Annotated in this window: 20 protein-coding genes; 8 read left to right on the top strand and 12 right to left on the bottom strand. The window is 68.0% G+C overall.

Annotated elements, in window-relative coordinates:
• Positions 1-42: 42 nt before the first annotated feature.
• The 5 genes from FQ137_RS01155 to FQ137_RS01135 form a co-directional block, all read right to left on the bottom strand.
• Positions 43-1143, bottom strand: coding sequence for a peptidoglycan recognition family protein (locus tag FQ137_RS01155; RefSeq protein ID WP_149290764.1), 1101 nt, complete (start codon positions 1141-1143; stop codon positions 43-45).
• A 323-nt stretch (positions 1144-1466) separates the two neighbouring features.
• Entirely contained in the window at positions 1467-3326 is a 1860-nt protein-coding gene (gene leuA, locus FQ137_RS01150; protein ID WP_149290763.1) for a 2-isopropylmalate synthase, read from the bottom strand.
• Between the two features lie 157 nt (positions 3327-3483).
• Positions 3484-3915: a GNAT family N-acetyltransferase gene (locus FQ137_RS01145; RefSeq protein ID WP_149290762.1), complete on the bottom strand. Its 432-nt coding sequence runs from the start codon at positions 3913-3915 to the stop codon at positions 3484-3486.
• Positions 3916-3967: 52 nt separating this feature from the next.
• Positions 3968-4834 (bottom strand): trypsin-like serine protease, encoded by an 867-nt coding sequence (locus FQ137_RS01140; RefSeq protein ID WP_255583301.1) that lies wholly within the window; start codon positions 4832-4834, stop codon positions 3968-3970.
• 123 nt (positions 4835-4957) lie between these two features.
• A complete protein-coding gene (locus tag FQ137_RS01135) occupies positions 4958-5809 on the bottom strand; it encodes a DMT family transporter (RefSeq protein WP_149290761.1) in 852 nt (283 codons plus the stop codon).
• Positions 5810-5880: 71 nt separating this feature from the next.
• On the opposite strand from FQ137_RS01135, the gene FQ137_RS01130 reads away from it, so the two are divergent.
• Positions 5881-7143 (top strand): aspartate kinase, encoded by a 1263-nt coding sequence (locus FQ137_RS01130; RefSeq protein WP_149290760.1) that lies wholly within the window; start codon positions 5881-5883, stop codon positions 7141-7143.
• Between the two features lie 335 nt (positions 7144-7478).
• Here the strand turns inward: FQ137_RS01130 and FQ137_RS01125 are convergent, their stop codons facing one another.
• A complete protein-coding gene (locus FQ137_RS01125; RefSeq protein ID WP_149290759.1) occupies positions 7479-8357 on the bottom strand; it encodes a hypothetical protein in 879 nt (292 codons plus the stop codon).
• Between the two features lie 361 nt (positions 8358-8718).
• Positions 8719-9309, bottom strand: a complete 591-nt coding sequence (locus FQ137_RS01120) for a hypothetical protein (protein WP_149290758.1) — start codon at positions 9307-9309, stop codon at positions 8719-8721.
• Between the two features lie 245 nt (positions 9310-9554).
• On the opposite strand from FQ137_RS01120, the gene FQ137_RS01115 reads away from it, so the two are divergent.
• Positions 9555-10601, top strand: coding sequence for an aspartate-semialdehyde dehydrogenase (locus FQ137_RS01115; protein ID WP_149290757.1), 1047 nt, complete (start codon positions 9555-9557; stop codon positions 10599-10601).
• A gap of 103 nt (positions 10602-10704) precedes the next feature.
• On the opposite strand, the gene FQ137_RS01110 is transcribed toward FQ137_RS01115, so the two are convergent.
• The 4 genes from FQ137_RS01110 to FQ137_RS01095 form a co-directional block, all read right to left on the bottom strand.
• Positions 10705-11676 carry a VOC family protein gene (locus tag FQ137_RS01110; protein ID WP_149290756.1) on the bottom strand — a complete coding sequence of 324 codons (972 nt, stop codon included), beginning with the start codon at positions 11674-11676 and terminating at the stop codon, positions 10705-10707.
• An 84-nt stretch (positions 11677-11760) separates the two neighbouring features.
• Positions 11761-12960 (bottom strand): acyl-CoA dehydrogenase family protein, encoded by a 1200-nt coding sequence (locus tag FQ137_RS01105; protein WP_149290755.1) that lies wholly within the window; start codon positions 12958-12960, stop codon positions 11761-11763.
• A 411-nt stretch (positions 12961-13371) separates the two neighbouring features.
• Positions 13372-14040, bottom strand: a complete 669-nt coding sequence (locus FQ137_RS01100) for a PadR family transcriptional regulator (protein WP_149290754.1) — start codon at positions 14038-14040, stop codon at positions 13372-13374.
• Between the two features lie 27 nt (positions 14041-14067).
• Positions 14068-15312 (bottom strand): ABC transporter substrate-binding protein, encoded by a 1245-nt coding sequence (locus FQ137_RS01095; protein WP_149290753.1) that lies wholly within the window; start codon positions 15310-15312, stop codon positions 14068-14070.
• 191 nt (positions 15313-15503) lie between these two features.
• Here FQ137_RS01095 and FQ137_RS01090 point away from each other — a divergent pair, with 191 nt between their 5' ends.
• Positions 15504-17126, top strand: a complete 1623-nt coding sequence (locus FQ137_RS01090; RefSeq protein ID WP_149290752.1) for an NAD(P)/FAD-dependent oxidoreductase — start codon at positions 15504-15506, stop codon at positions 17124-17126.
• Complete coding sequence (locus tag FQ137_RS01085) at positions 17123-17953, top strand: SDR family oxidoreductase (RefSeq protein WP_149290751.1); 831 nt, start codon at positions 17123-17125, stop codon at positions 17951-17953. Before FQ137_RS01090 ends, FQ137_RS01085 begins: the two co-directional genes overlap by 4 nt.
• Before the next feature lie 33 nt (positions 17954-17986).
• Here the strand turns inward: FQ137_RS01085 and FQ137_RS01080 are convergent, their stop codons facing one another.
• Positions 17987-18781: an IclR family transcriptional regulator gene (locus tag FQ137_RS01080; protein WP_149290750.1), complete on the bottom strand. Its 795-nt coding sequence runs from the start codon at positions 18779-18781 to the stop codon at positions 17987-17989.
• Between the two features lie 149 nt (positions 18782-18930).
• Between FQ137_RS01080 and FQ137_RS01075 the strand changes: the two genes are divergently transcribed.
• From FQ137_RS01075 to FQ137_RS01065, 4 genes are all read left to right on the top strand, one after another.
• Positions 18931-19920: an ABC transporter ATP-binding protein gene (locus FQ137_RS01075; RefSeq protein WP_255583299.1), complete on the top strand. Its 990-nt coding sequence runs from the start codon at positions 18931-18933 to the stop codon at positions 19918-19920.
• Positions 19917-20792, top strand: a complete 876-nt coding sequence (locus FQ137_RS01070) for an ABC transporter permease (RefSeq protein WP_149290749.1) — start codon at positions 19917-19919, stop codon at positions 20790-20792. The genes FQ137_RS01075 and FQ137_RS01070 overlap by 4 nt, the downstream gene beginning before the upstream one ends.
• Positions 20793-20870: 78 nt before the next feature.
• On the top strand, positions 20871-21032 hold the full coding sequence (locus FQ137_RS15285; protein WP_188064711.1) for a hypothetical protein: 162 nt from the start codon (positions 20871-20873) through the stop codon (positions 21030-21032).
• Between the two features lie 76 nt (positions 21033-21108).
• Positions 21109-21609: a hypothetical protein gene (locus tag FQ137_RS01065; protein WP_223146482.1), complete on the top strand. Its 501-nt coding sequence runs from the start codon at positions 21109-21111 to the stop codon at positions 21607-21609.
• Positions 21610-21685 lie beyond the last annotated feature (76 nt).

Raw genomic sequence — 21685 nt, 5'->3', positions numbered from 1 at the left:
CGCAGTGACTCCGCGTGGGCGGGGTGGGGTGCCCGGCCCCGCTCAGGAGCCGAAGGCCGCTGAGGAGACCGCCCGCGGGGTCCAGCCCCGCGCGGCATAGTCGCGGATGAACTGCATCTGCGGGTAGAACGCGTCCCCCGGGCAAGCGGTCCCGCCCCAGTCACGGTGGCCCGAGACTGCCATCATCGGTCTCGTGCCCCCGCCTTCAGGGTTGCGGTAATTGACGCCCCCGCGCGGGTTGATCCCGGTGGCGTTGCACAGGGCGCGGACGCAGTCGATGGTGGCACCGACGGCGGCGGGAGTGGGCGGGCTCCACGTGAAGTCGCCCAGCAGGCTGATGCCGATGTTGCCGTTGTTGAATCCGCCGACGTGGCCGCCCGTGACGACGGGGGGAGCGATTCCAGCGACGGGCGGGACCTGGAAGACGGGGTTGCCGACCGGGGTGCCTCCGCGTCCCTGGTAGATGCGCCCCTCGGGATCGATGATCAGGTGGTAGCCGATATCGCCCCAGCCGAGAGTGTTGGCGTGGTAGTTGTACGTGGCCCGCACTGTGGCAGCCCTGTCGGGACCGACCTGGCCAGCGGTGTGGTGGATGGTGATCGACTGGGCCGGGAAGAACTGTGGGGCCCACCGGAAGCCTGGCACGTCGCCCGCGCCCCACGCCGCCCGCGGGATGATCGGGAGGCCGAGCAGTCCGACGCTGCCGAGGCTGTAATTGCGGGCCGTGCCGCGGCCGTCGTCAAAGACCGTTGCCTCGGATCCCTTGGGGGCGTCGACCTCGTAGCCCACGGCCCCGTCCGGAGCGGAGACGAGCTCGGAGGCGGGCACGCTACCGGCGTCCGGAGCGGTGTCCATGAGGTCGAGCGGCTGCCAGTCGCCCACCGAGCCGTCGGGGAACGCGAACCGGATGCGTCCGGCGATGTCCTCGGCGCTGGGGAAGGTGACCCCGACGTAGCCGAGCGGGCCGTTGGGCTGGATCATTCCGCTGCCGGTCGAGATCGACTGCATGAGGTCCTGGGCCACGCCGAGCGATCCGGTCGTGAACGGATTGGCGCCGGCTACGGGGCCTCGGACGGTGGAGGCGACGGCAGCGCCCACGCCGACCGATGCGGCGGTGAGAAATCCACGGCGTGTCACTGACATAGGAGCTCCAGACTGAGGTTGCGGAGGACGGCCGCCTTGCATATCGGCGCGACCCGCCGCCACATTACGCGCTCCCCGTAATCAAATCGAGACCGTCGTTACCCAAGTGATACATGAGAGTGATGTGACTGGAGTGGCGCTTTTCGCCGGAGGGAGGGGCGAGGTCGGGTGACCCACCACACGGTGATGGCACCGTCCCGCAACCGCCGGCGTTTGGCGCCCAACGAGAAAAGCGGTCCGCGCACCAGCCTTGCGGCGATGGGTGCGGGACCGCTCTTCTCGGGGCGCGTACTGGCCTAACCCTCAGCGCCGTCCGACGAGCCTCAGGGGGCCCACGTGCGGGCGCCCTCGACGGAACCGATGGCCTCTTCGGCCTCGGCCTCCCCGGCGTAGGCCCGGTTGACGGCGGAGACCACGGCCCGCAGGGATGCGGTGGTGATGGAGCCGGCCCGGCCGACACCCCAGAAGACCCGGTTGCCGAACTGCACCTCGACGTAGGCGGCTGCGGTCGCGTCATCCCCGGAGGTCATCGCGTGCTCTGAGTAGTCGAGGATGCGAACCTCGTCGTCGAACATCTCGTTCAGCGCCGAGACGAACGCGGCGAGGGGGCCGTTCCCGGACCCCGTCAGTTCGCGGGTCTCGCCCTTCCACTTGATGACGGCCTCGATAGAATCCTGGCCGTCGTCGGTCTCAGCGGGCGAGAGTTGCTGCGACATCCGCTCCATGGGGGAGACGCGGTCGAGGTACTCCAGGGAGAAGATGTCCCACATCGCCTTGGGGGTGACCTCGCCACCCTCGGAGTCGGTGACGTTCTGGACGATCTGCGAGAACTCCATCTGCAGGCGTCGCGGCAGCTGCAGGCCGTAGTCGCTCTTCATGATGTAGGCGACGCCGCCCTTGCCGGACTGCGAGTTCACGCGGATGACGGCCTCGTAGGTGCGGCCCTCGTCCTTCGGGTCGACCGGCAGGTACGGCACCTCCCACGTGATGTCGGTGATGTCCTCGCCGCGGGCATCGGCCTCGGCCTGGAGTGCGTCGAAACCCTTGTTGATGGCGTCCTGGTGCGAGCCGGAGAACGCGGTGAAGACCAGGTCACCGCCGTAGGGGTGCCGCTCGGGCACGCGCAGTTGGTTGGCGTATTCGACGGTGCGCCGGATCTCGTCCATGTCCGAGAAGTTGATCTGCGGGTCGACGCCGCGGGTGAGCAGGTTCATGCCCAGGGTCACCAGGCACACGTTGCCGGTGCGCTCGCCGTTGCCGAACAGGCAGCCCTCGATGCGGTCGGCCCCGGCCTGGTATCCCAGCTCGGCCGCCGCGACGCCGGTGCCGCGGTCGTTGTGTGGGTGCAGCGACAGGATGGTCGAGTCGCGGTGCGCCAGGTTCCGGTGCATCCACTCGATCTGGTCGGCGTACACGTTGGGTGTGGCCATCTCGACGGTCGCCGGCAGGTTGAGGATGATCGGGTTCTCCGGCGTGGCGCCCACGACCTCGGTGACGGCGTCGCAGACCTCCTTGGAGAACTCCAGCTCGGTGCCGGTGAACGACTCGGGGGAGTATTCCCAGCGCCAGTTGGTGTCCGGGTAGTCCTTTGCGATGCTGGTGACCAGCTCGGCGGCGTCGGTGGCGATCTTCTTGATGGCGTCCCGGTCCTTACGGAAGACCACCTTGCGCTGGAGGATCGACGTGGAGTTGTAGAAGTGCACGATCACGTCGGATGCGCCCCGGCACGCCTCGAACGTGCGGCGGATGAGGTCCTCACGGCACTGGACCAGCACCTGGATCGTGACGTCGGAGGGGATCGCGTCGTCCTCGATGATTTCGCGGACGAAGTCGTAGTCCGTCTGCGAGGCGGACGGGAAGCCGACCTCGATCTCCTTGTAGCCCATGCGTACGAGCAGATCGAACATGCGGCGCTTGCGTGCGGGGCTCATGGGGTCGATGAGTGCTTGGTTGCCGTCGCGCAGGTCCACGGCGCACCACTGGGGTGCGTGGGTGATGACCTTGTCCGGCCAGGTGCGGTCGGGCAGTGAGACGTCCTCGACCTCCTCGGCGAAAGGCCGGTACCGGTGCGAGGGCATGGAGGAGCCGCGCTGCTTGTTCCACGACGGCTGGTCAGGGTGGCCGGGCTTGGAGGGGGGAGTCAGGGTCGACGACGACGAGACGAAGGCATCAGCGGGATTCACTGCAGTGGCTCAACTTCCTGGAAGGGCGATCTGAAGGATCGGACCGGCGCGACGAGATCCCGCGACGGGGAGCCGGTCCGCCTCAGCGGGCCCCGCCGCGGCACCCAAGAAGGAGCACGCGCTGCATGAGGGCCACAATACACCTTCTCCCGTGACGTCACTGAATCGGAATGACGAAGGTCGACGGTTCGGTGGTGCCCCGCTCGGTCTGGCTCAGCGGCAGGTTCTGTTCGAGGTCCGCCGGCAGGGGCTTCGTTCCCCACACCCTGCTGCAGCCGGCTTCCTCGGCGACTTCTACCGCCTTGTCGACCAGCTGGTGAGCAATGCCCTGGCCGCGGAGACCCTCGCGGACCCGGATGTCGTAGACGAACAGGTCGGGGCTGGCGCCGAGGTGCCCTGCCTCGACCGCGATGAGCATCCCTACAGGGACCTCGTCGTGTAGTGCGAGGACGAGCAGGTTCGACCCGCGGTCGAGGAAGTCCTGTGTCCACTCCGCGGTGGGTGGCGTGGTGAACAGGTCGCCGGCCGACAGCACGAGGTCCACATCCGCGCGGGAGGCGCGGCGGATCACGAGCTCCGACGGGGTCATTGGTCCAGTGTGGCAAACTCCGGCGCGGTGCGGCATTCCATTGTGGCCGGGGTCATCGATTGGCGATCATCCAGTCGATCCAGCCGTTCTGGGCGGGGATCGATTCGAACCACGCCGGGTTGGTGCCGTTGGGCTGCTGGCGGGCGTGGTCGGAGCCGGAGTGGATGCCCACCAGGCGGTCGCCCTGGAAGACGGGTCCGCCGGAGTCGCCGAGGCCGTATCCGCCCTCGATGGTGTGGGAGCGGCCGATGCGCGAACCGGCGCGTGGTTCCATCCGGTCGAGGCGGGTCAGGCCGGTGCGGAGTTCGGGTGAGCGCAGCCCGCGGGGGGAGGTTTCGCCGAATCCGTGGAAGCGCAGTACGGCGCCCGGACCGGGGTCGATTCCGGCGCGCAGTACGGATGGTGACGGTGCGGGATGGCGGAGCTTGATGAGCATGACGTCCCCGGCGGGGGCCTTGTAGACCGCGGCGGGGGTGTGGCGGCCGAGGCTGCCGGTGTCGAGGGAGCCGAACGCGCCCACACTCTGCGGGGTCGCGAGGGAGGCAGTCACGGCGAAGCCGCCGGGCACGGTGGCCCAGTTGCCGAATCCCAGGGTGTAGGAGCCCGGGTCGGACGGGCCGCAGTGGGCGGCGGTGGCGACCCAGTACGGGTGGACGACCACGCCTGAGCACGGCGCCCCGAGGGCGCTGGCGAACGTGGTGATCTGCACGGCCCAGGGGGCAGGTCCGGAGGGGGTGCCGTTGACGACCGCCCCGGCGGTCGGTGTCGCGACCGCGAGGGAGGCGGCGACCGTCCCGACGACGGCGCCAGCTGCGGCAGCGAGCCGGCCGGGGCGGGCGGGGCGGGCGGCTCGAGCGCGGCGCGGAGCGGCCGTGAGACGGCGAGACCGCATGGTTCCGCTGGGACTAATGAGGCGCATGAGGTTCAGCTTAGGTGGTCGCGGGGAATTGTCGGGCCGCTGCGTGAAGATCCTCATACTGAGGACGTCGCAGTCCATGGCGCTGGTGTTACGTCGAGCGCGTCGCTCCAGGGGAGGGCCGCGTCACGACGCCGCGTCGACTTCCTTGTGTGCGAGCCGCACCGTCGCGAGCACCATCACGGCCAAGGTGACGCCCAGGATCAGCAGTTCGGCACCGTCGACCGCGAACCACTCACCCAGCACCACCACCCCCAGTCCGAGCGACACCACAGGTGTCGTGACCGTCGAGGCGGGCACCGCCTGATGCACGGCGCCGGCGGAGAACGACATCTGTTGCAGCGTGAGTGCGGCGACCGCGGCCACTCCCAGGCCGTACACCTCGCCGGTCGTGGCCACAGTGAACAACCCGCCATCGTGCCACCGTTCGGCGACCCCCTTCGTCAGGAGCGCGACGTAGGCGAACGCGGTGCCGCCGGCCACGCCCAGGAGGAGGGCACGGTCACCGTTGGAGCTGCGGTTCTGTGAGAGACGGAGGAGGACGACGACGACGAGGAGTCCCCCCGTGCACGCCAGTGCCCACTGCCACCCGGGCGGATGCGCGTTCCCTCCGGTCGGCCGTCCGTAGATGACGAGCACGATCACGCATCCCGCCAGGACGTGCCCCCAGAAGAGTTCGGTCTTGGTGACTCGTCGCCCGGTGACCCAGGCTCCGAGAGGCAGCGCGAAGGTCAGCGAGAGGACGGTGATCGTCTGGACGAGGATGAGTGAGCCGAACGCAAGCCCGAAGCCCTGGAAGGCGAACCCGATGAGGCTGATGACCATGCCGGTCCACCAGTACCGGCTGGACAGGACGCCGAACGGGCCCTCGTGTCGGCCCTTCGCACGGCGTGGTGATCGGTGTCGCATAACGGTTCCGAACGCCTGGCTGAAGGCTGATGCGAGGGCCAGGAGAACTGCCGCCCAGGTTTCACTCATCACTGATGAGTAAACACCTCCCGTAAAGTAGGGCTGCGTTAAGCCGATCAACACCGGAAGGGTGTGACCGCGTGGCACTCGTAGTGCAGAAGTACGGCGGCTCCTCCGTGGAGTCCGCAGAACGAATTCGTCGGGTCGCCGAACGGATCGTGGAGACTAGGAAAGCGGGTAACGACGTCGTCGTCGTGGCGTCTGCCATGGGCGACACGACCGACGAGCTACTTGATCTGGCGGATCAGGTCTGTCCGTCCCCGCCGCAACGCGAAATGGACATGCTGCTGACGTCGGGTGAGCGCATCTCCAATGCGCTGCTCGCGATGGCGATCAGTTCCTTCGGGATGGAGGCGTACTCGTTCACGGGGTCCCAGGCCGGGATCATTACCACCACCAGGCACGGCAACAGTCGGATCATCGACATCACCCCGGGCCGCGTACGTGACGCCCTGGACCAGGGCAAGATCGCGCTCGTCGCAGGCTTCCAGGGTGTGTCCCGCGAGACCCGGGACGTCACCACACTGGGGCGCGGCGGTTCGGACACCACTGCGGTCGCCATGGCGGCGGCGCTCGGCGCAGACGTCTGCGAGATCTACTCGGACGTCGACGGCGTGTACACCTCGGATCCCCGCATCGTGCCGAATGCCCGCAAGCTCGACACCATCTCTTACGAGGAGATGCAGGAGATGGCCGCCGTCGGATCCAAGATCCTCAACCTGCGTAGCGTGGAGTTCGCCCGCCGCCACAACGTGCCGCTGCGCGTCCGCTCTTCGTATTCGACCAACCCGGGCACGCTCGTGGCCGGAAATGTGGAGGACATTCCCGTGGAAGACGCACTGCTCACCGGAGTCGCTCACGATTCCTCGGAGGCCAAGATCACGGTCGTCGGCATCCCCGACCAGCCCGGGTACGCGGCCAAGATCTTCAGGGCGGTCGCCGACGCCGAAATCAACATCGACATGGTCCTGCAGAACGTGTCCAAGGCGGAGGGCAAGACGGACATCACCTTCACCTGCCCGCGTGAGGTCGGTGCCAAGGCGGTCGAGGTGCTGTCCAAGGCGAAGGACGAGCTGGGCATCGACCAGGTGCTCTACGACGACAACGTCGGCAAGGTGTCCCTGGTCGGCGCCGGTATGAAGTCTCACCCGGGCGTCACCGCGACGTTCTGTGAGTCGCTGTCCGAGGCCGGCATCAACATCGAGCTCCTCTCCACCTCGGAGATTCGCATCTCTGCGCTGGTCCGCGAGGAGGAGTTGTCGGATAGCGTCCGCGCTCTGCACGCGGCTTTCGAGCTGGGCGGAGACGACGTGGCGAAGGTCTACGCCGGCACCGGCCGCTGACCCACCGCTCAGGCGCTCACCCGCCACGCGACACTCGCGGCACGACACCCGCCACGCGACACTCGCGACCGGGGCCGTCCCACAACAGGGGCGGCCCCGGACTCGTCCACCCGGCTCCGCACTGCCCGCTGCTGCCCCCGCGCGTCCCCGCCCCTCCGCCCCGCCGCCCGGCTGCCCCTCGCACTCTGCGTGGAGTCGTTGCGTGCAGCGTTTCCCCAGGACGGTCGGCTGGCGTTGCTGACGGAGTGACTCCACGCCCCGCCCCGCCCTGCTGCCCGCGCGCGTCCCTGCCGCCCCGCCCCGCCGCCCCGACGCCCCGCCGGACCGCTCCGCGGTCAGCTCGACGGCCGCCACCCCCTGGAGACCAGCGCAGCGCGCACTTGCGCTTTCAGCGCGACACGGCGATAGCGCAAGTCGCGCACGCCCACGGGCAAGATGATCCACCCATCCGAGATCAGATCGCGCCACCGCTCGAGGTCCCGCGCGTGCTGGCCGGCTTCGAGGTGGCCTCTGCCGTCGTATTCGACGGCGATCTTGCGCTCGCGGTCCGCCAGGTCCAACCGGGCGCGGCAGCCGGGGACCTTGACCTGGGGTACGAAACTGTCGAATCCGCAGTCGACGAGGAACAGGCGCAGTTCTGTTTCCTTGGGCGACTCCGCCCTCGGGTCCGCCTCGGACGCGGCACGCCGGGCGGCAGCGCTGCCCCGACGCTCCGGATAGCGGTTCGACATCTCCGTCACCGCGTACCGGGCGTCGACCGGGAAGTGGCTGCTGCCGTCCAGCGCGACCACGGCGGGAAGTCGCTCCAGGTTTCGCGCGAGATCGAACAGAGTCCACGCAGGTGACGCGACCCTGATCGGCTGCCCGCCGGGGCCGGAGAATTCTTCGATCTCGGCGTGCGGGATGTCGTATTGGCGGGCGAGGACGCCGGGCCTGCGGAGTCGTCGTCGTCCGGTCGCCACCTCCACCACCTCGGGGGAATCGGGCCACTGGTGGCCGTGGAACCGCGCGGCCGTCCAGCCCGTCACCACGATCTCGGGCCGCGCGAACGCCAGCGCCGCGCACCGGGCCTGGAAGTCGTCGGCCACATGGTCCGGTAGCCACGCGCCCATGGTGGAACGCCTGTGACCGTCGGTCGCCCGGGCGCGGCCGCGGGTGGCCGCGAGGTCGGCGAACGTGCGGATGGGCGGTGGGGGACCAGGGAGACGGGGCACGACGACGAGGGTGGCCCACCCTGGCTGCCGCAGCCTGAGCAAATTCGAGAGGGCAGGTGCTCGCTGTGGAGGCGGAGGGTGCTGTGGATAGCGCAGCAGTCTCTGCGGTTCCGGCGTCCGGCCACGGGATTCCGGGTGCTGCAGTTGCCGTGTCAGCGGCGCGTGGAGTCACTGCGTGCAGCGTTTTCCGACGACGCCTCAGCGGTGTCGCGGACTGGGTGACTCCGCGCAGGTTGGTCGGCGCTAATACCGGCGCTGGCAGGCGGTGGTGACGGCCATGGCAGGCGGCGGTGACGGCGCTGGCAGCGGGGCGGGGACCGGCCGCGGTGGGGCTGCGCGCACCCCAGGTGGGCGCGGAGCGTCAGCTCGGGACAGGCGTGACGCGGGAGACGTGACCGGCCAGCGGGGTGACGGTCAGTCTGACCGTGGTGCCGCGCCGCAGATCGCGCACCAGGCCGGACTTGTGCACGGTCCACTGTCGGGTGCCCGCGTCGGTGTGCAGGACGAGCTCGGTGCGGCGCTTGCGCGCGTCGATTCTGTGAGGATTGCGGCGGTAGAGGGCCTGCAGGGCCGAGTGGGGCAGAAAGTCCAGAGTCTGGCGGTCTCGAACACTGACGACGGTCCCGGTCACCTCCGTGGCGGTCGAGAAGTCGAGGAATCCCACCGCGATCCGCGCCAGGGCGAGCACGCCGACCCCGATGGCCGCGACGCCGATGAGCAGAGCGATCAGCCGGAGCGACGCAAACTCCTCGGCGTATTGCGCGAGTTCACCGTCGGTTGCCAGACGTAGTGCGAACCAGAGGAAGAACCCGCACAGGACGAGTTGGATCGCTCCCCGGAGGAGCAGTGACGCCGGGGACTGTCCGGACCAGGGTCGGAGCGACACCCCCATGATCCGCGCCCATCTTGAAGTCGCCTCGCCGATTCCTGACCCGGACATGCTCGCCGTCATTGTGGTCGCCCCTTTCCGGGCAGTGCCGTTCAGTGGAACCAACACCATAGGCCGGAAAATGGAATTATACTTACAGTTCCTGGTTATCGGAATGCGGCGCGGAGTGCGGCCGCGTGTGACGCACGCCCCCGTCGGAGCTGCCGCTGCGCGGTAGGATGGACGTTTGCCGGTCGGTCGAGCGCAGGACGGAGAACCCGTCCGCGGCGGGCCGGGACAGAAGACTTCCAGGAGTTGACCTAAAGATCATGACCACTGTCGCCGTAGTCGGAGCCACGGGCCAGGTGGGGCGCGTTATGCGTGCCCTGCTCGAGGAGCGGGACTTTCCGGCCGACAAGGTCCGTTTCTTCGCCTCCGCCCGGTCCGCGGGGACCACGCTGTCGTTCCGTGGCGAGGACATCGTCGTGGAGGACACGGCCAACACGCCTGACGAGGAGCTCGAGGGCATCGATATCGCCCTGTTCTCCGCAGGCGGGACGATGTCCAAGGAGCAGGCGCCCCGGTTCGCTGCGGCGGGCGCTGTCGTCGTCGACAACTCGAGCGCGTGGCGCAAGGATCCCGACGTCCCGCTCGTCGTATCCGAGGTGAACCCGGACGCGGCGAAGAACCCGCCCAAGGGCATCATCGCCAACCCGAACTGCACCACGATGGCCGCGATGCCGGTGCTCAAGGCGCTGCACGACGCGGCCGGCCTCAAGCGACTGGTCGTGTCGACGTACCAGGCGGTGTCGGGTTCAGGCCTGGCCGGCGTGGACACGCTGAACGAGCAGATCACCGGCAACGTCGGCGCCGGCCACGAGCTGGTGCACGACGGATCGGTGCTGCAGACCGACGGCACCGGACCGTACGTCGCGCCGATCGCGTTCAACGTGCTGCCGATGGCGGGCGGGCTCGTCGATGACGGTTCCGAGGAGACCGACGAGGAGCAGAAGCTGCGCAACGAGTCGCGCAAGATCCTCGGGCTGCCGGAGCTACGGGTCGCCGGCACCTGCGTGCGCGTCCCTGTGTTCACCGGACACACGCTGAGCATCAACGCCGAGTTCGAGCGTGACATCACCCCGGATCAGGCGCGCGAGCTGCTCGCCTCCGCCCCGGGCGTCAAGGTCGTCGATGTGCCGACCCCGCTCGAGGCGACTGGCGCTGACGAGTCGCTGGTGGGACGCATCCGCCAGGACCAGTCGATCGACGGCAACAAGGGACTGAACCTGATGGTCGCGGGTGACAACCTGCGCAAGGGGGCGGCGCTCAACACCATCCAGATCGCTGAGCTGCTGGTCACGTTGCAGACGGCCTGATCCAGCACCGCGAGACGAGAGCCGCCGCCCGGTCGAGCAGACCGGGCGGCGGCTCTCGTCGTCGTCCGGGCGGGCGACCCCTGCTGGTCGTCGCCCGCCGGGGTCAGGCGTTCTCGACGATCGGCTCGGCGAAGTTTTCTGCGGCCGCTTCGGCCTCGGGTGACCCCGGCGGGAGGGTGCAGGCCAGGGGTTCGCTGCCGGACCAGTCGTGGCCCCAGTAGCTGTCCGCGGCGATGAGCTGCGGAAGGTACTGGTTCTCGTCAACGGTGAGACCGTCGTAGCCGTACTCGATGTCCCAGCCGCCGGGGGCGCGTAGGTAGTAGGACACCATCTTGTCGTTGGTGTGCCGGCCGAGGGTGGAGGAGATCGCGAAGCCGTGTTCGGTGGTGCGCTCCATGGCCTGGGCGACCCGGTCCATCTCGGTCACCTCGAGCATGATGTGCACGATTCCGGGGCCCATTTGTGGGGAGGGCATCACGGCGAAGCTGTGGTGTCGGGGGTTGACGCCCATGAACTGGATCCGTAGGGGCGGCATTCCGGGCATCGGCGGGAACGGGAACGCGCCGCGGGTGTGGAATCCCAGGACGTCGCGGTAGAAGGCGATGGTGGCTTCGTGGTCGGTGGACGGGATCACGATGTGGCCGAGGCCCAGCTCGTCGGTGACGAACTCGGTCCGATGCTTCGTGGACACGGGGGAGTGGTCGAGACCGGCACCGTGGAAAATCTCGAGCGGTTGCCCGGTGGGGTCGTCGAGCGCGATGAGTTCGTCGACCTTGCGTGCGCGGGCCTCGTCCGTAGACAGGTCCCGGTAGTCGACGCCGTGCTCGCGCAGTGTGGCGCGGACGCGGTCCAGGGCCAGCTCGTCGCGGACCTCCCAGCCCATCGCGGTGAGCCGGTCGGTGTCGCTGCGGCGGATGACGAGACGGTGGGCGCGCTCGTCCGTGCGTAGGTAGAGGGTGTCGTCGTCGGAGTCGGCGCCTTCGCCCAGGTCGAGGACGTCAAAGGCGAGGGTGCGCCAGCGGTCGAGCTCGGTGGTGTCGATAGTGATGTAGCCGAGCGCGCGGATGTCTCCCATAGGAAGTGGCCTTTCGAGGGATGGGGTGTGGGTGGTGCGCCGCGCCCGGCCGGGGGCGGCGGCGTCGTCGGAGGCGTCCGGGACTCAGATCATCGCCCGTAGCGGTCCTTCCGGGTCCACGTCGAGGCCCGACAGCGCAGAGGCGTGGTAGACGGTGCTGGGGACGTGGATGGCGTGGTGCAGGCCGGCGTGGGCGTCGCGCCAGAATCGCTGCATGGGTCGGTCCATCCGAAGGGCGGTGCCGCCACAGCGGTCGTAGACGTTGTCCACGGCCCGCACTGCTGTCCATGCGGCCTCGACCTGGGTGCGGCGTCCCTGGGCGCGGCGGGCGAAGGTGACCTCGTCGCCCCGGTCGACGATGTCCCAGATCTCCTCGGCGTTGGCGATGAGCGTCTGCCGTGCCTGGTAGATCTTGGCCTCCGACTCGCCGAGTTGGTACAGGACGTAGGGATCGTCCTTGATCGCGGTGCCTTGGGCGTTGATCCGGTCCGAGAGGTAGTCGCGGGCGGTGTCGAGCAGGCCCTCGCAAATGCCGATGGTGGCCGAGGTGATGCCGAGCGGGAACATGCACGACCACGGCATGCGGTACAGGGTCTGTTCGAGTCCGGCGCCCGCGACCTGCGAGCCGTCGATGAGGTGGTCGTACTCCATTACGCGCGCCTCGGGGATGAAGGCGTTCTCCACGACGAGGTCCTTGGACCCGGTGCCCTTGAGTCCCACGACGTCCCAGGAGTCGTCGATGATCTCGTAGTCGGTGCGGGGGATCACCACGTGCAGCATGCGGGGCGGCATCTCCATGTTGCCGTCGGCGTCGTGGGCCATTGCGCCGAGGAAGGCCCAGGTGCAGTGGTCGGTGCCGGAGGAGAAGCTCCAGCGTCCAGACATGCGGTAGCCGCCCTCGACGCGGTCGGCTTTGCCGTTGGGCATGTAGGGGGAGGCCATCCAGGTATCGGGATCGGTGCCCCAGACATCGTCCTGCACTGTTTTGTCCGCCATGGCGAGCTGCCACGGGTGGACGCCGACGATTCCGGCGACCCAGCCTGCGCTCGGGTTGAGCGCGGCGATGCCCATGACCGTCTCGGCGAACTCCCGGGGGGTGGCCTCCATGCCGCCGTACTCGGTGGGCTGGAGCATGCGGATCACGCCGGCGTCCTTCATCCGCGCGACCGTGGCGTCGGGCAGCTTGCCGAGCTGGTCGGCCTCCAGTCCTTCGTCGAAGAGGGCAGTGCGGTCTGCGGTGACCGCAGGGAGGACCGAGTCGGCGGTAAGAAGGGTTCCGGTCATCGGTGGACCTTTCGATGCGGGCGGTGGGGCGACCGCCGGGATGCTGATGCACCAAGCGTGACCTAAAGTGTGGTCTACGTCACCGTGCACTTCCGGTGAGTGGAATCGGTGCATCGGCCCGTCGGAGGTGCTGGGTATCGCTGGGGTATGGATACGACGATGGGCGCGACGATCGACTGTCCGATATTCGTGCGCTGCGGACCAACCCCTCGCGCTCGCTGCCGCATCTCAAGTCGCGGTCGGGCTTCGCGGTGAGCGTGTTGGGCGAGGGGGGACGAAGCGGTTGCGGCGATCGCAGGGAGTAAGGCCGCGCGCAAGTTCGAGCCGGTCCCGTTGATGACGACGAGTGGGCAAGGTGATCGAGGGTGCCCCGGCGTGGTTCACGTGCGACCTCGAGGCATGGGTGGGCGGCTATGCCTCGCGTCCGGCCCGCTTCCATTTGCCCGGGTCGACGGGGGCCGGCAGCCCTGTGCCCTGTTGCATGGTGGCGCCGATGAACTTCGCTGCCGCGTCGTCGATCTGGTCGAGCAACTCTTCGGCCATCGTGATTTCTGCTTGGTAGTGGCGTCGCGACCAGTCCATGACCATCTGCGCGTACGCCCATGACGGTTCGTTGCCGGCGTTCGTGGCCCGGGTAGCTGCACCGTCTCGCAGTTCTGTCATCTGTGAGATGTGCTCGCGCACGCGGGCCTTGAGGTTCTCCGGGTCGTTGAGGTGCCCCAGCCACAGGTGCAGGATCGTGGAGTGTTTGAGCGCCGGGCGGTCCACCTCCGCTGTGCGGGTCCAGCCCCGGAGAGCGTCGAGGCCTTCCGGGGTGATCGAGTACGCCCGCCGCTTGCGCGTTTCGCCCGGGATGCTGCGGGAGACCACGAAGCCGTGACTTTCCAGCCGTTTGAGTTCTGAGTAGACCTGGCTGAACGACGGGCTCCAGTAGAAGTAGTTCAGGCTCCAGTCTGCCCACGTCTTGATGTCGTACCCGGACAGCTCTTCGCCGAAGGAGAGGGTCCCCAGCACTGCCCACGCGGTCGCGGGCAGTGCTGGGAGTTCGATCTCCGCAGGTGGATCGCTATTTTCGGACATGCCTAACAGTAGCAATCGGGTTGCTGATCAGCCCTTGGTGCCGGGAACGTAGAGGCCCAGGTCGTTGTAGGTGCCGGGCGTGATGAACAGCGGTACGTCGGGTGAGCCGGTGGGGAAGTGGTTCGTCACGGTGTACCGGTACGGGTTGGGCCCCTTGGCGTCGGTGACCCACGGGGTCGCGTCGCCCCCGTCCTCGGGGATTCCGCTGGTGAGTGCGTCGGCCATCGCCTGTGCGCTCGTGTCACCGTCGGACTTCTCAGCGGCCCACCGGGCGAGTTGCACGGTCGCGCTCGCCACGGACGGGGTCCTGATCCCGGTGTCGGCGATGACGGAGCCCTCGGAGGTCGCGATGGCGCGTTCGGCGAAGTCCGTCATCTCCGGGGCGACCTCGCCGTCGTCGACGGCCCAGTTCTCCTGGACGACGAGGACGTTGGCGAGCTGCTCGGGCGAGAAGTGGTCGACGAGGGGGAAGGTCGACGACGTGGCCGTGCCGTATGCCGGGATATCCCAGCGCATGCCGGTGAGGGATTGGATGACGTACTGGACAGGTGTGCCGTAGCCCTCGAACACGAGCGCGTCGGGATTGGTGGCGCGCAGTTGCTCGAGCTGCGGGGTCATGTTCAGCGCGTCGGAGGGGTAGCCGACGGAGGTGAACTCCAGGCCGGCGGACTCGATTCCCTTGCGGTAGACAGCTTCAGACGCTTGGCCGGTCGGGTCGTTGGAGAACACCATGGCGACCTTCTGGCGCCCCTTGCTGCGGAGTTCGTTGACCAGCGCCTGTACGTAGGTGGCCACGGGCTCGGTGGTGCCGAAGTGATACGGGAACTTCTCGGGGTCGTTCAGCAGGTCTGACTGGGTCGCGCCAGCAGAGAAGATCTTTTCGCGGGTCGTGATGGGCAGGAGCGAGAGGGACACCGCCGAGCTGCCGCCCGGGTAGACCATGTCCGGCCGATTGCCGGAATTGATTTCCTCCTGGAGGGCACTCACCGCCTTGGTCGGGTCGTTCTGATCGTTGTTCTCGATCAGTTCGACCTGCCGGCCGCCGATACCGCCGGCTTCATTGACCTGCTCGGTCGCGGCCTTGACTCCCGCGAGGACGGCACGGCTCGCCGACGACGTGGGTCCGGACATGTCCGCGGTGAAGAAGATGCGGTACGGCCCGTCGCCCGAGGCGGACGCGTCGTCGCCGAGACGGGTGTCGCTACAGCCGGTGAGAACGAGTGCGGCGGCTGCGACCCCCGCCACCAGCGCTTTCGCTCGTGATGTCATCATTCGGTCCCTTTCCTTGATGTGATCCACAGCATATACCTAATAGGTGCATCGTCTTCGTGCGCGGTCAGTCTCGGGGCGGTCCGCCTCGGGGCGGTCGCTGCTGGCGTGAATGGGGGGTTCCGTCGCCGCAGTGGCGGTGCTAATATACCTGATAGGTATATGACGTAGGTCACGAAGTCGTGGAGGAAAGAATGACGCTCGAAAACTCGCCCAGCAAGACGGATGTGGACGTGGTGGTGGTCGGCGCCGGCATCGCGGGGATGTACGCAGTGCACCGGTTCCGCGGTGACGGACTGTCGGTGCAGGGCTTCGAGTCCGCCTCTGACGTGGGCGGGACGTGGTTCCACAACCGTTACCCCGGCGCCCGGTGTGACGTCGAGAGTGTGGACTACTCGTACTCGTTCTCCGACGAGCTGCAGCAGGAGTGGGATTGGTCTGAACGCTATGCCACCCAGCCCGAGATCCTGGCGTACCTCAACCACGTCGCAGACCGCTTCGACCTGCGACGCAGCTTCACATTCAACACCCGAGTCTCGGCCGCGCACTTCGACGAGGACACCGGCGTGTGGACGGTGACCACCGACAGCGGCACCATCACGAGCAAGTACTGTGTGTTCGCGACCGGTGCGCTGTCCGTGGCGAACTACCCCGCCATCCCCGGACGGGAGGAGTTCGCAGGTCGCGTCCTGCACACCGCGCAGTGGCCCCACGAGGGCGTCGACTTCACGGGTCTGCGGGTGGGAGTGATCGGCACCGGTTCCTCCGGTATCCAGCTGGTGCCCGAGGTGGCGCGCCAGGCTGAGTCGGTGACCGTCTTCCAGCGCACCCCCAACTACTCGATCCCCGCCGCGAACCGGCCGCTGAGTGACGAAGAGCGACGCGAGCAGAAGGCCACATACGACGAACGTCGGCGGAAGTCGCGGCTGTCCGGCGGTGGCTCGCCCTTCGTCCCGCACGAGAAGAACACGCTCGAGGTGGACGAGGCAGAGCGTGAGCGCGTCTACGAGCACTACTGGAACCTGGGCGGCGTCCTGTTCTCCAAGGCGTTCCCCGACCAGCTGCGCAACGAAGACGCCAATCAGCTGGCCAAGGAGTTCGCCGAGCGGAAGATCCGATCGGTGATCGAGGACCCGGCCGTCGCTGACGACCTGATCCCCACCGATCACCCGATCGGTACGAAGCGGATCGTCACCGACTCCGGGTACTTCCAGACCTACAACTCCGATCACGTGAAGCTCGTCAACCTGCGTCGCACACCGATCCAGCGGATCACCGCCGACGGAGTCGAGATCGCGGGACCGGACGGTCCCGAACTCCACGAGCTCGACGTGCTGATCTTTGCAACCGGCTTCGACGCCGTCACCGGTGCGCTGGGTGCGATGGACATCCGCGGGCGGGACGGCCGGGACCTGGCCGGCGCGTGGGCCGACGGCGTCAGTAGCTACCTGGGTCTGATGGTCGCGGGTTTCCCCAACATGTTCCTGGTCAACGGGCCGGGCAGCCCCGGTGTGTTGGCCAACATGGTGCTCACATCCGAGGACCACGTGGACTGGATCTCGGACACCATCGCTCACCTCGACTCCGCTGGCCTTCGGTCCATCGAGCCCGTTGAGCAGGCGCAGCAGGGTTGGATGGCGGAGTGTGCGCGGTTGGCAGACCAGACGCTGTTCACAAAGGCGGACTCGTGGTACGTCGGTGCCAATATCCCCGGCAAGCCGCGGGTGTTCATGATGTACCCGGGCGGGTTCGGCAACTACCGCGCCGCCACCAAGGAGATCACCGACGCCGGGTACGAAGGGTTCGCGCTGCGATGAGCGGGGCGCTCCGGGCCGAGGATCTCGTCGTCGTCGTCACCGGCGCGGCAGGCGGCATGGGCGAGAGCCACTGCCGACGACTCGCCGGCGAGGGCGCCCGAATCCTGGCCCTAGACGTGGGATCAGCGGGGGCCGCCGGCAGGCTCGCCGAGATTTGCGACGGCATCATCGCTGATGGCGGCCGCGCGGCGTGGCGGACGGCCGACATCCGGGACGTCACGGCGCTCGCGGCCGCCGTCGCCGACGGGGTCGCCGACCTCGCCGACGACCTGGGTGATCGGCCCCGTGTGGACGGTGTGGTGGTCAACGCCGGCGTGTACGAGACCCCTGGTCCGGTCTGGGAGATCGACGACGACGTGTGGCAACGCTCGTTGGACGTCAATCTCACCGGGGCCTGGAACACGGTCCGCGCAACCGAGCCCCATCTGCGGGACGGCGCCTCGCTGGTGATGGTCAGCTCGACCGCAGGCCTGAAGGGTGTCCGGGGTGCCGGGCAGTACGTCGCCGCGAAACACGGGCTCGTCGGATTGGCCCGGACGCTGGCGATGGAGCTGGCGCCCCGGTCGATTCGCGTCAACACCGTGCACCCGGGATCGGTGGCAACGCCGATGATCCTCAATGACCGTATCTACCGGCGGCTCCGTCCGGACCTGGAGAACCCCACGCGCGAGGATGCCGCGGAGACCCTCACGGCACGAAACCTGCTGCCCGTGCCGTGGGTTGAGCCCGAGGACGTGAGCAACGTCATCCTGTTCCTCGTGAGCCACGAGTCGAGGTACATCACCGGTCAGCAGCTCGCCGTGGACGCCGGACTGACGGCGCAGTAGGTCGACTCCGGCACGGGTGAGCACGAGAGGCGGCTAGTCCTTCGGGGCCCGGGGTGACTGCGCGATGTCCGCGAGGATGTCCATCGCGCATGTCCGTAGGGCATGGGCGAGGCTCGTGTCGCTCTCTATCCGGTCCACGGGGCCGCACACGGAGACCGCGGTTGCGGTCTGATGGCCGTCGCTCGTGCTCACCGGGCGCACGGTCACGGGTGTGGCGAGACAGGACAGGTGGGGAAGTAATTCGCCCCGGGAACGGGCCAGCCCCTCCTCTCGGATCTGCCGGGTCTCCTCGAGGAGTTCGTCGCGTGTCTTCAGGCTCTCGGGCGTGGTGTGCCCGAGTTCCTCGGCGTAGTGGGTCGCGATGTAGTCGGGCCCCTCGGAGGCGAGCAGGGCCTTGCCGGCGGCGGTTCGGAACGACGGGTGCCGACCGCCGACGTAGGTGGGCACCAGGCTCAGGCGCGTGTCACCGACCTTGTCCCACCACACGACGTCCGTGCCGTCGAGATAACCCAGGTGGACGACGAGGCGTGTGCGTTCCCGCATGGTCTCCAGGTGCGGGCGCGCGAGCCGGAAGTACCAGTGGCCCTGGCGGGCAAGGGTGCCGAGGTGGAACGGTCGGACGCCGATCTCATACTCGTTGCGAATCCGCAGTACCCACCGTTTGGCCACCATCTGCTCGAGTAGGCGGTGGACGGTGGTGCGGGGGAGGGACGTCGCCTCTGTGATCTGGGTGAGGGTCATGCACCCCTCGGCCGCGATGACATCGAGGATCGAATCCACCCGGTCGAGGATGCCGGGGGCATCGGATCTGGCGGTCCCAGTGCTCACGTGAGGCTTCTCCGTTCACGCTCAGCGACACAGCGGTCGCCCCGATGTGATTCAGGTCACTATAGTTGTGGGGGTGGGGGCGCTGACGGCGGGGTTACCGCCGGGCGGAACTTACCCGCCACCCGGCGGTCGCGTGATCGGAGGACCGTGTGAAGGAACACCAGGACGTCGGGCCCGGCGGCACCATCACGGACGACGGCGTCGCCGAGGCGATGATCGAGGTCCACGAACTGCGCAAGCAGTACGGCAGGCGCGGGCCCCTCGCACTCAAGGGTGTGGATTTCACCGTCGGGCGCGGTGAACTCTTCGGACTCCTCGGGCCCAACGGCGCCGGAAAGACCACGACGCTCGGCATTCTCACCACGCGGGTCAAACCGACGTCCGGCACGGCCCGGATCGACGGGATCGACGTGGTGGCCGAGCCCCAGGCGGTGAAACGACGGATCGCCGTGATGCCGCAGCAAAGCAATCTTGACCGCTCGCTCACCGCCCTGGAAAACCTGACGTTCCACGGTGCCTACTTCGGGATGCGCCTGCGGGAACGGCGACAGCGTTCCCGTGAATTGCTGGAACAGTTCGGGCTCGCCGACCGGGCGGACGAGCAGGTGGGAAACTTCTCCGGTGGGATGGCCCAGCGTCTGCTCATCGCACGTGCGCTGATGCACCACCCACCGCTGCTGTTCCTCGACGAACCGACCACAGGCCTGGATCCCCAGTCCCGGCTGTTCCTGTGGGACCGCGTCACCGAGCTGCACCGCGACGGCACCACCATCGTGCTCACCACGCACGACATGGGGGAAGCGGACCGCCTGTGCGAGAGGATCGCGATCGTGGACCATGGTGAGCGGATCGCGTTGGACACCCCCGCCGGCCTGCGCGAACTGCTGCCGGGCGGGCGCGGCATCGAACTTCTGCTGGACTCGCGGGACGATCCGGCACCGCTGCTGGCGGAGCTCGGCAAGACGGAATCCGCGGAGATCGACGACGGGCAGTGGCGTGTGCGGTGCTACGGCGACCGTCGACTGGGCGAGGTGATCACGGTCGCCGAACAACGCGGCGCCGTGGTCCGGGATGTCCACCGGCTCGAGGGCAGCCTCGAGGACGTATTCGTGCATCTGACAGGGCGTGAGCTGCGATGAATGACCAGGGTGGACACTCCGAGTGGGCCGCGGGTGCGCCCGCGCAGTCTCCGTCCCGGCCGGGTGGGCGGGCGACTCTCGATCCCACGCTGGCGCGCGCTACCGGCCCGAGAGCCTTCCTGGGATTGTTGCAGCGCGACATCTGGAACACCCTCCGCCACGAACTCGGCGGGTTTCTCGCGCAGTCGCTGATGCAGCCGTTGGCGTTCCTCTTCGTCTTCGGCCTGGTCCTGCCCAAGATCGGCGCGGCAAACGCGAGTTATGCCACGCAACTGCTGCCGGGGATCATCGCGCTGACGCTAGTCTTGACGGCCCTGCAGAACGTGTCGTTGCCCCTGGTGATCGAGTTCTCCTACACAAAGGAGATCGAGGACCGTCTGTTGGCGCCGATCTCCCCGCTGATGGTGGGGGTGGAGAAGCTGGTGTTCGCGACCGGTAGGTCGATGATCGCGGCGCTGCTGATCCTGCCGCTGGGGGAACTCATCCTCCCGAACGGGTTGCAGACCGCCGGTGCGCACTGGGGAATGTTCATCGTCCTGCTGATCGTTGGGGGATTTGCGGGGGCGTCGATCGGTCTGGTATTGGGGACGATGGTTCCGGCGAATCGCATCAACATCATCTTCGCGGTCGCGCTGACGCCGTTGATCTTCACCGGCGCGACCTTCTACCCGTGGCAGTTGCTCGACTCGCTGCGGTGGTTCCAGGTCGTGACGTTGTTCAACCCGCTCACCTACGTCTCCGAGGGCATGCGCGCTGCCCTAACCGACTCGCCGCATCTTGGGGCGGGATGGATCGCCCTCGGACTCGCGGTGTCGACCTCGGTGTTCCTCGTCCTCGGACTGCGCGGGTTCATCCACCGCGCGGTGGACTGATGACGGCCGGGGGGCGCGCCCTCCGGCGCGGGTTCCGCGTCAGCATCCTGATGCGTTGTGGCTGGTAGGTTCACCTGCATGCCGCAACTCATCCTCGCCCTGCTCGCGATCTGGCTCATCCTCAGCATCATCGGGTTCGTCGTCAAGGGCCTCGTTTGGCTCGCCGTCATCGGGATCATCCTCTTCCTCGGGACCGCTGCGTGGGGGTTCGTCAAGCGGGAGACGTTCGGCCGCCGCTAGGCGTACTTCTGGCCAGCCTGTGGTGGCAGCTCAACTCCGTCCAGGTCAACGGCGCCCGCCTGAGTAGCCTCGGATCATGAGCGCATCCACATCGCACGGGCCCTGGGCGACCGACGAGACCATGACCCGTTTGCGGTCCGTGACTCCCTTCGTCGCCTTGGGCGGGGCCGCGATCATCGTGGGCGGCCTAGTGGCCGCGCTGACCCGCCCGCTGGGTTTCGACGAGGGCTCCTGGGTGGCGGCCTATCTGGTGTTGGTGATGGGCGTGGCGCAAATCGGACTCGGGGCGGGACAGGCGGTGCTCGCCGTCGACGTCCCCACCGTCGCGGTGCGATGGCGGCAGGTTCTCGCGTTCACCGCGGGCAGCCTCGCCGTCATCGGTGGCACCCTGGTCGGATCTCCGCTCGTCGTGCTTGCGGGCGGCGCAGTCCTGGTCGCGGCCCTCATCCTGTTTCTGCTCGCGGTCCGCGGCTCCAGGGGGCCGGTGATATGGCTGTGGTTCCATCGACTCTTCGTGGTGTTCCTCGCCGGGAGTGTCGTGGTGGGAACGGTGCTGTCATTCCTGCGTCACGGGTGACGCGGCGGTGGCTGGGATACGGTGACAGTCCCGCGGGAGTGCGGACATCCCCGCGGGGATGCGGCAGTCCCTCTGA

The sequence above is a fragment of the Dietzia sp. ANT_WB102 genome, from assembly GCF_008369165.1.
Lineage (GTDB): Bacteria > Actinomycetota > Actinomycetes > Mycobacteriales > Mycobacteriaceae > Dietzia.
The sequence above is the reverse complement of the archived record's forward strand: the minus strand, read 5'-3'. Positions and strand labels throughout refer to the sequence as shown.

Excerpts from the sequence above, each read along its gene's own strand:
- FQ137_RS01140 (WP_255583301.1), bottom strand. The coding sequence starts at position 4,834 with ATGCGCCTCATTAGTCCCAGCGGAACCATGCGGTCTCGCCGTCTCACG.
- FQ137_RS01095 (WP_149290753.1), bottom strand. The coding sequence starts at position 15,312 with ATGATGACATCACGAGCGAAAGCGCTGGTGGCGGGGGTCGCAGCCGCC.
- FQ137_RS01085 (WP_149290751.1), top strand. The coding sequence starts at position 17,123 with ATGAGCGGGGCGCTCCGGGCCGAGGATCTCGTCGTCGTCGTCACCGGC.
- FQ137_RS01065 (WP_223146482.1), top strand. The coding sequence starts at position 21,109 with ATGAGCGCATCCACATCGCACGGGCCCTGGGCGACCGACGAGACCATG.
- FQ137_RS01115 (WP_149290757.1), top strand. The coding sequence starts at position 9,555 with ATGACCACTGTCGCCGTAGTCGGAGCCACGGGCCAGGTGGGGCGCGTT.
- FQ137_RS01090 (WP_149290752.1), top strand. The coding sequence starts at position 15,504 with ATGACGCTCGAAAACTCGCCCAGCAAGACGGATGTGGACGTGGTGGTG.
- FQ137_RS15285 (WP_188064711.1), top strand. The coding sequence starts at position 20,871 with ATGCCGCAACTCATCCTCGCCCTGCTCGCGATCTGGCTCATCCTCAGC.
- FQ137_RS01145 (WP_149290762.1), bottom strand. The coding sequence starts at position 3,915 with ATGACCCCGTCGGAGCTCGTGATCCGCCGCGCCTCCCGCGCGGATGTG.
- FQ137_RS01110 (WP_149290756.1), bottom strand. The coding sequence starts at position 11,676 with ATGGGAGACATCCGCGCGCTCGGCTACATCACTATCGACACCACCGAG.
- FQ137_RS01070 (WP_149290749.1), top strand. The coding sequence starts at position 19,917 with ATGAATGACCAGGGTGGACACTCCGAGTGGGCCGCGGGTGCGCCCGCG.
- FQ137_RS01135 (WP_149290761.1), bottom strand. The coding sequence starts at position 5,809 with ATGAGTGAAACCTGGGCGGCAGTTCTCCTGGCCCTCGCATCAGCCTTC.
- FQ137_RS01120 (WP_149290758.1), bottom strand. The coding sequence starts at position 9,309 with ATGACGGCGAGCATGTCCGGGTCAGGAATCGGCGAGGCGACTTCAAGA.
- FQ137_RS01100 (WP_149290754.1), bottom strand. The coding sequence starts at position 14,040 with ATGTCCGAAAATAGCGATCCACCTGCGGAGATCGAACTCCCAGCACTG.
- FQ137_RS01105 (WP_149290755.1), bottom strand. The coding sequence starts at position 12,960 with ATGACCGGAACCCTTCTTACCGCCGACTCGGTCCTCCCTGCGGTCACC.
- FQ137_RS01155 (WP_149290764.1), bottom strand. The coding sequence starts at position 1,143 with ATGTCAGTGACACGCCGTGGATTTCTCACCGCCGCATCGGTCGGCGTG.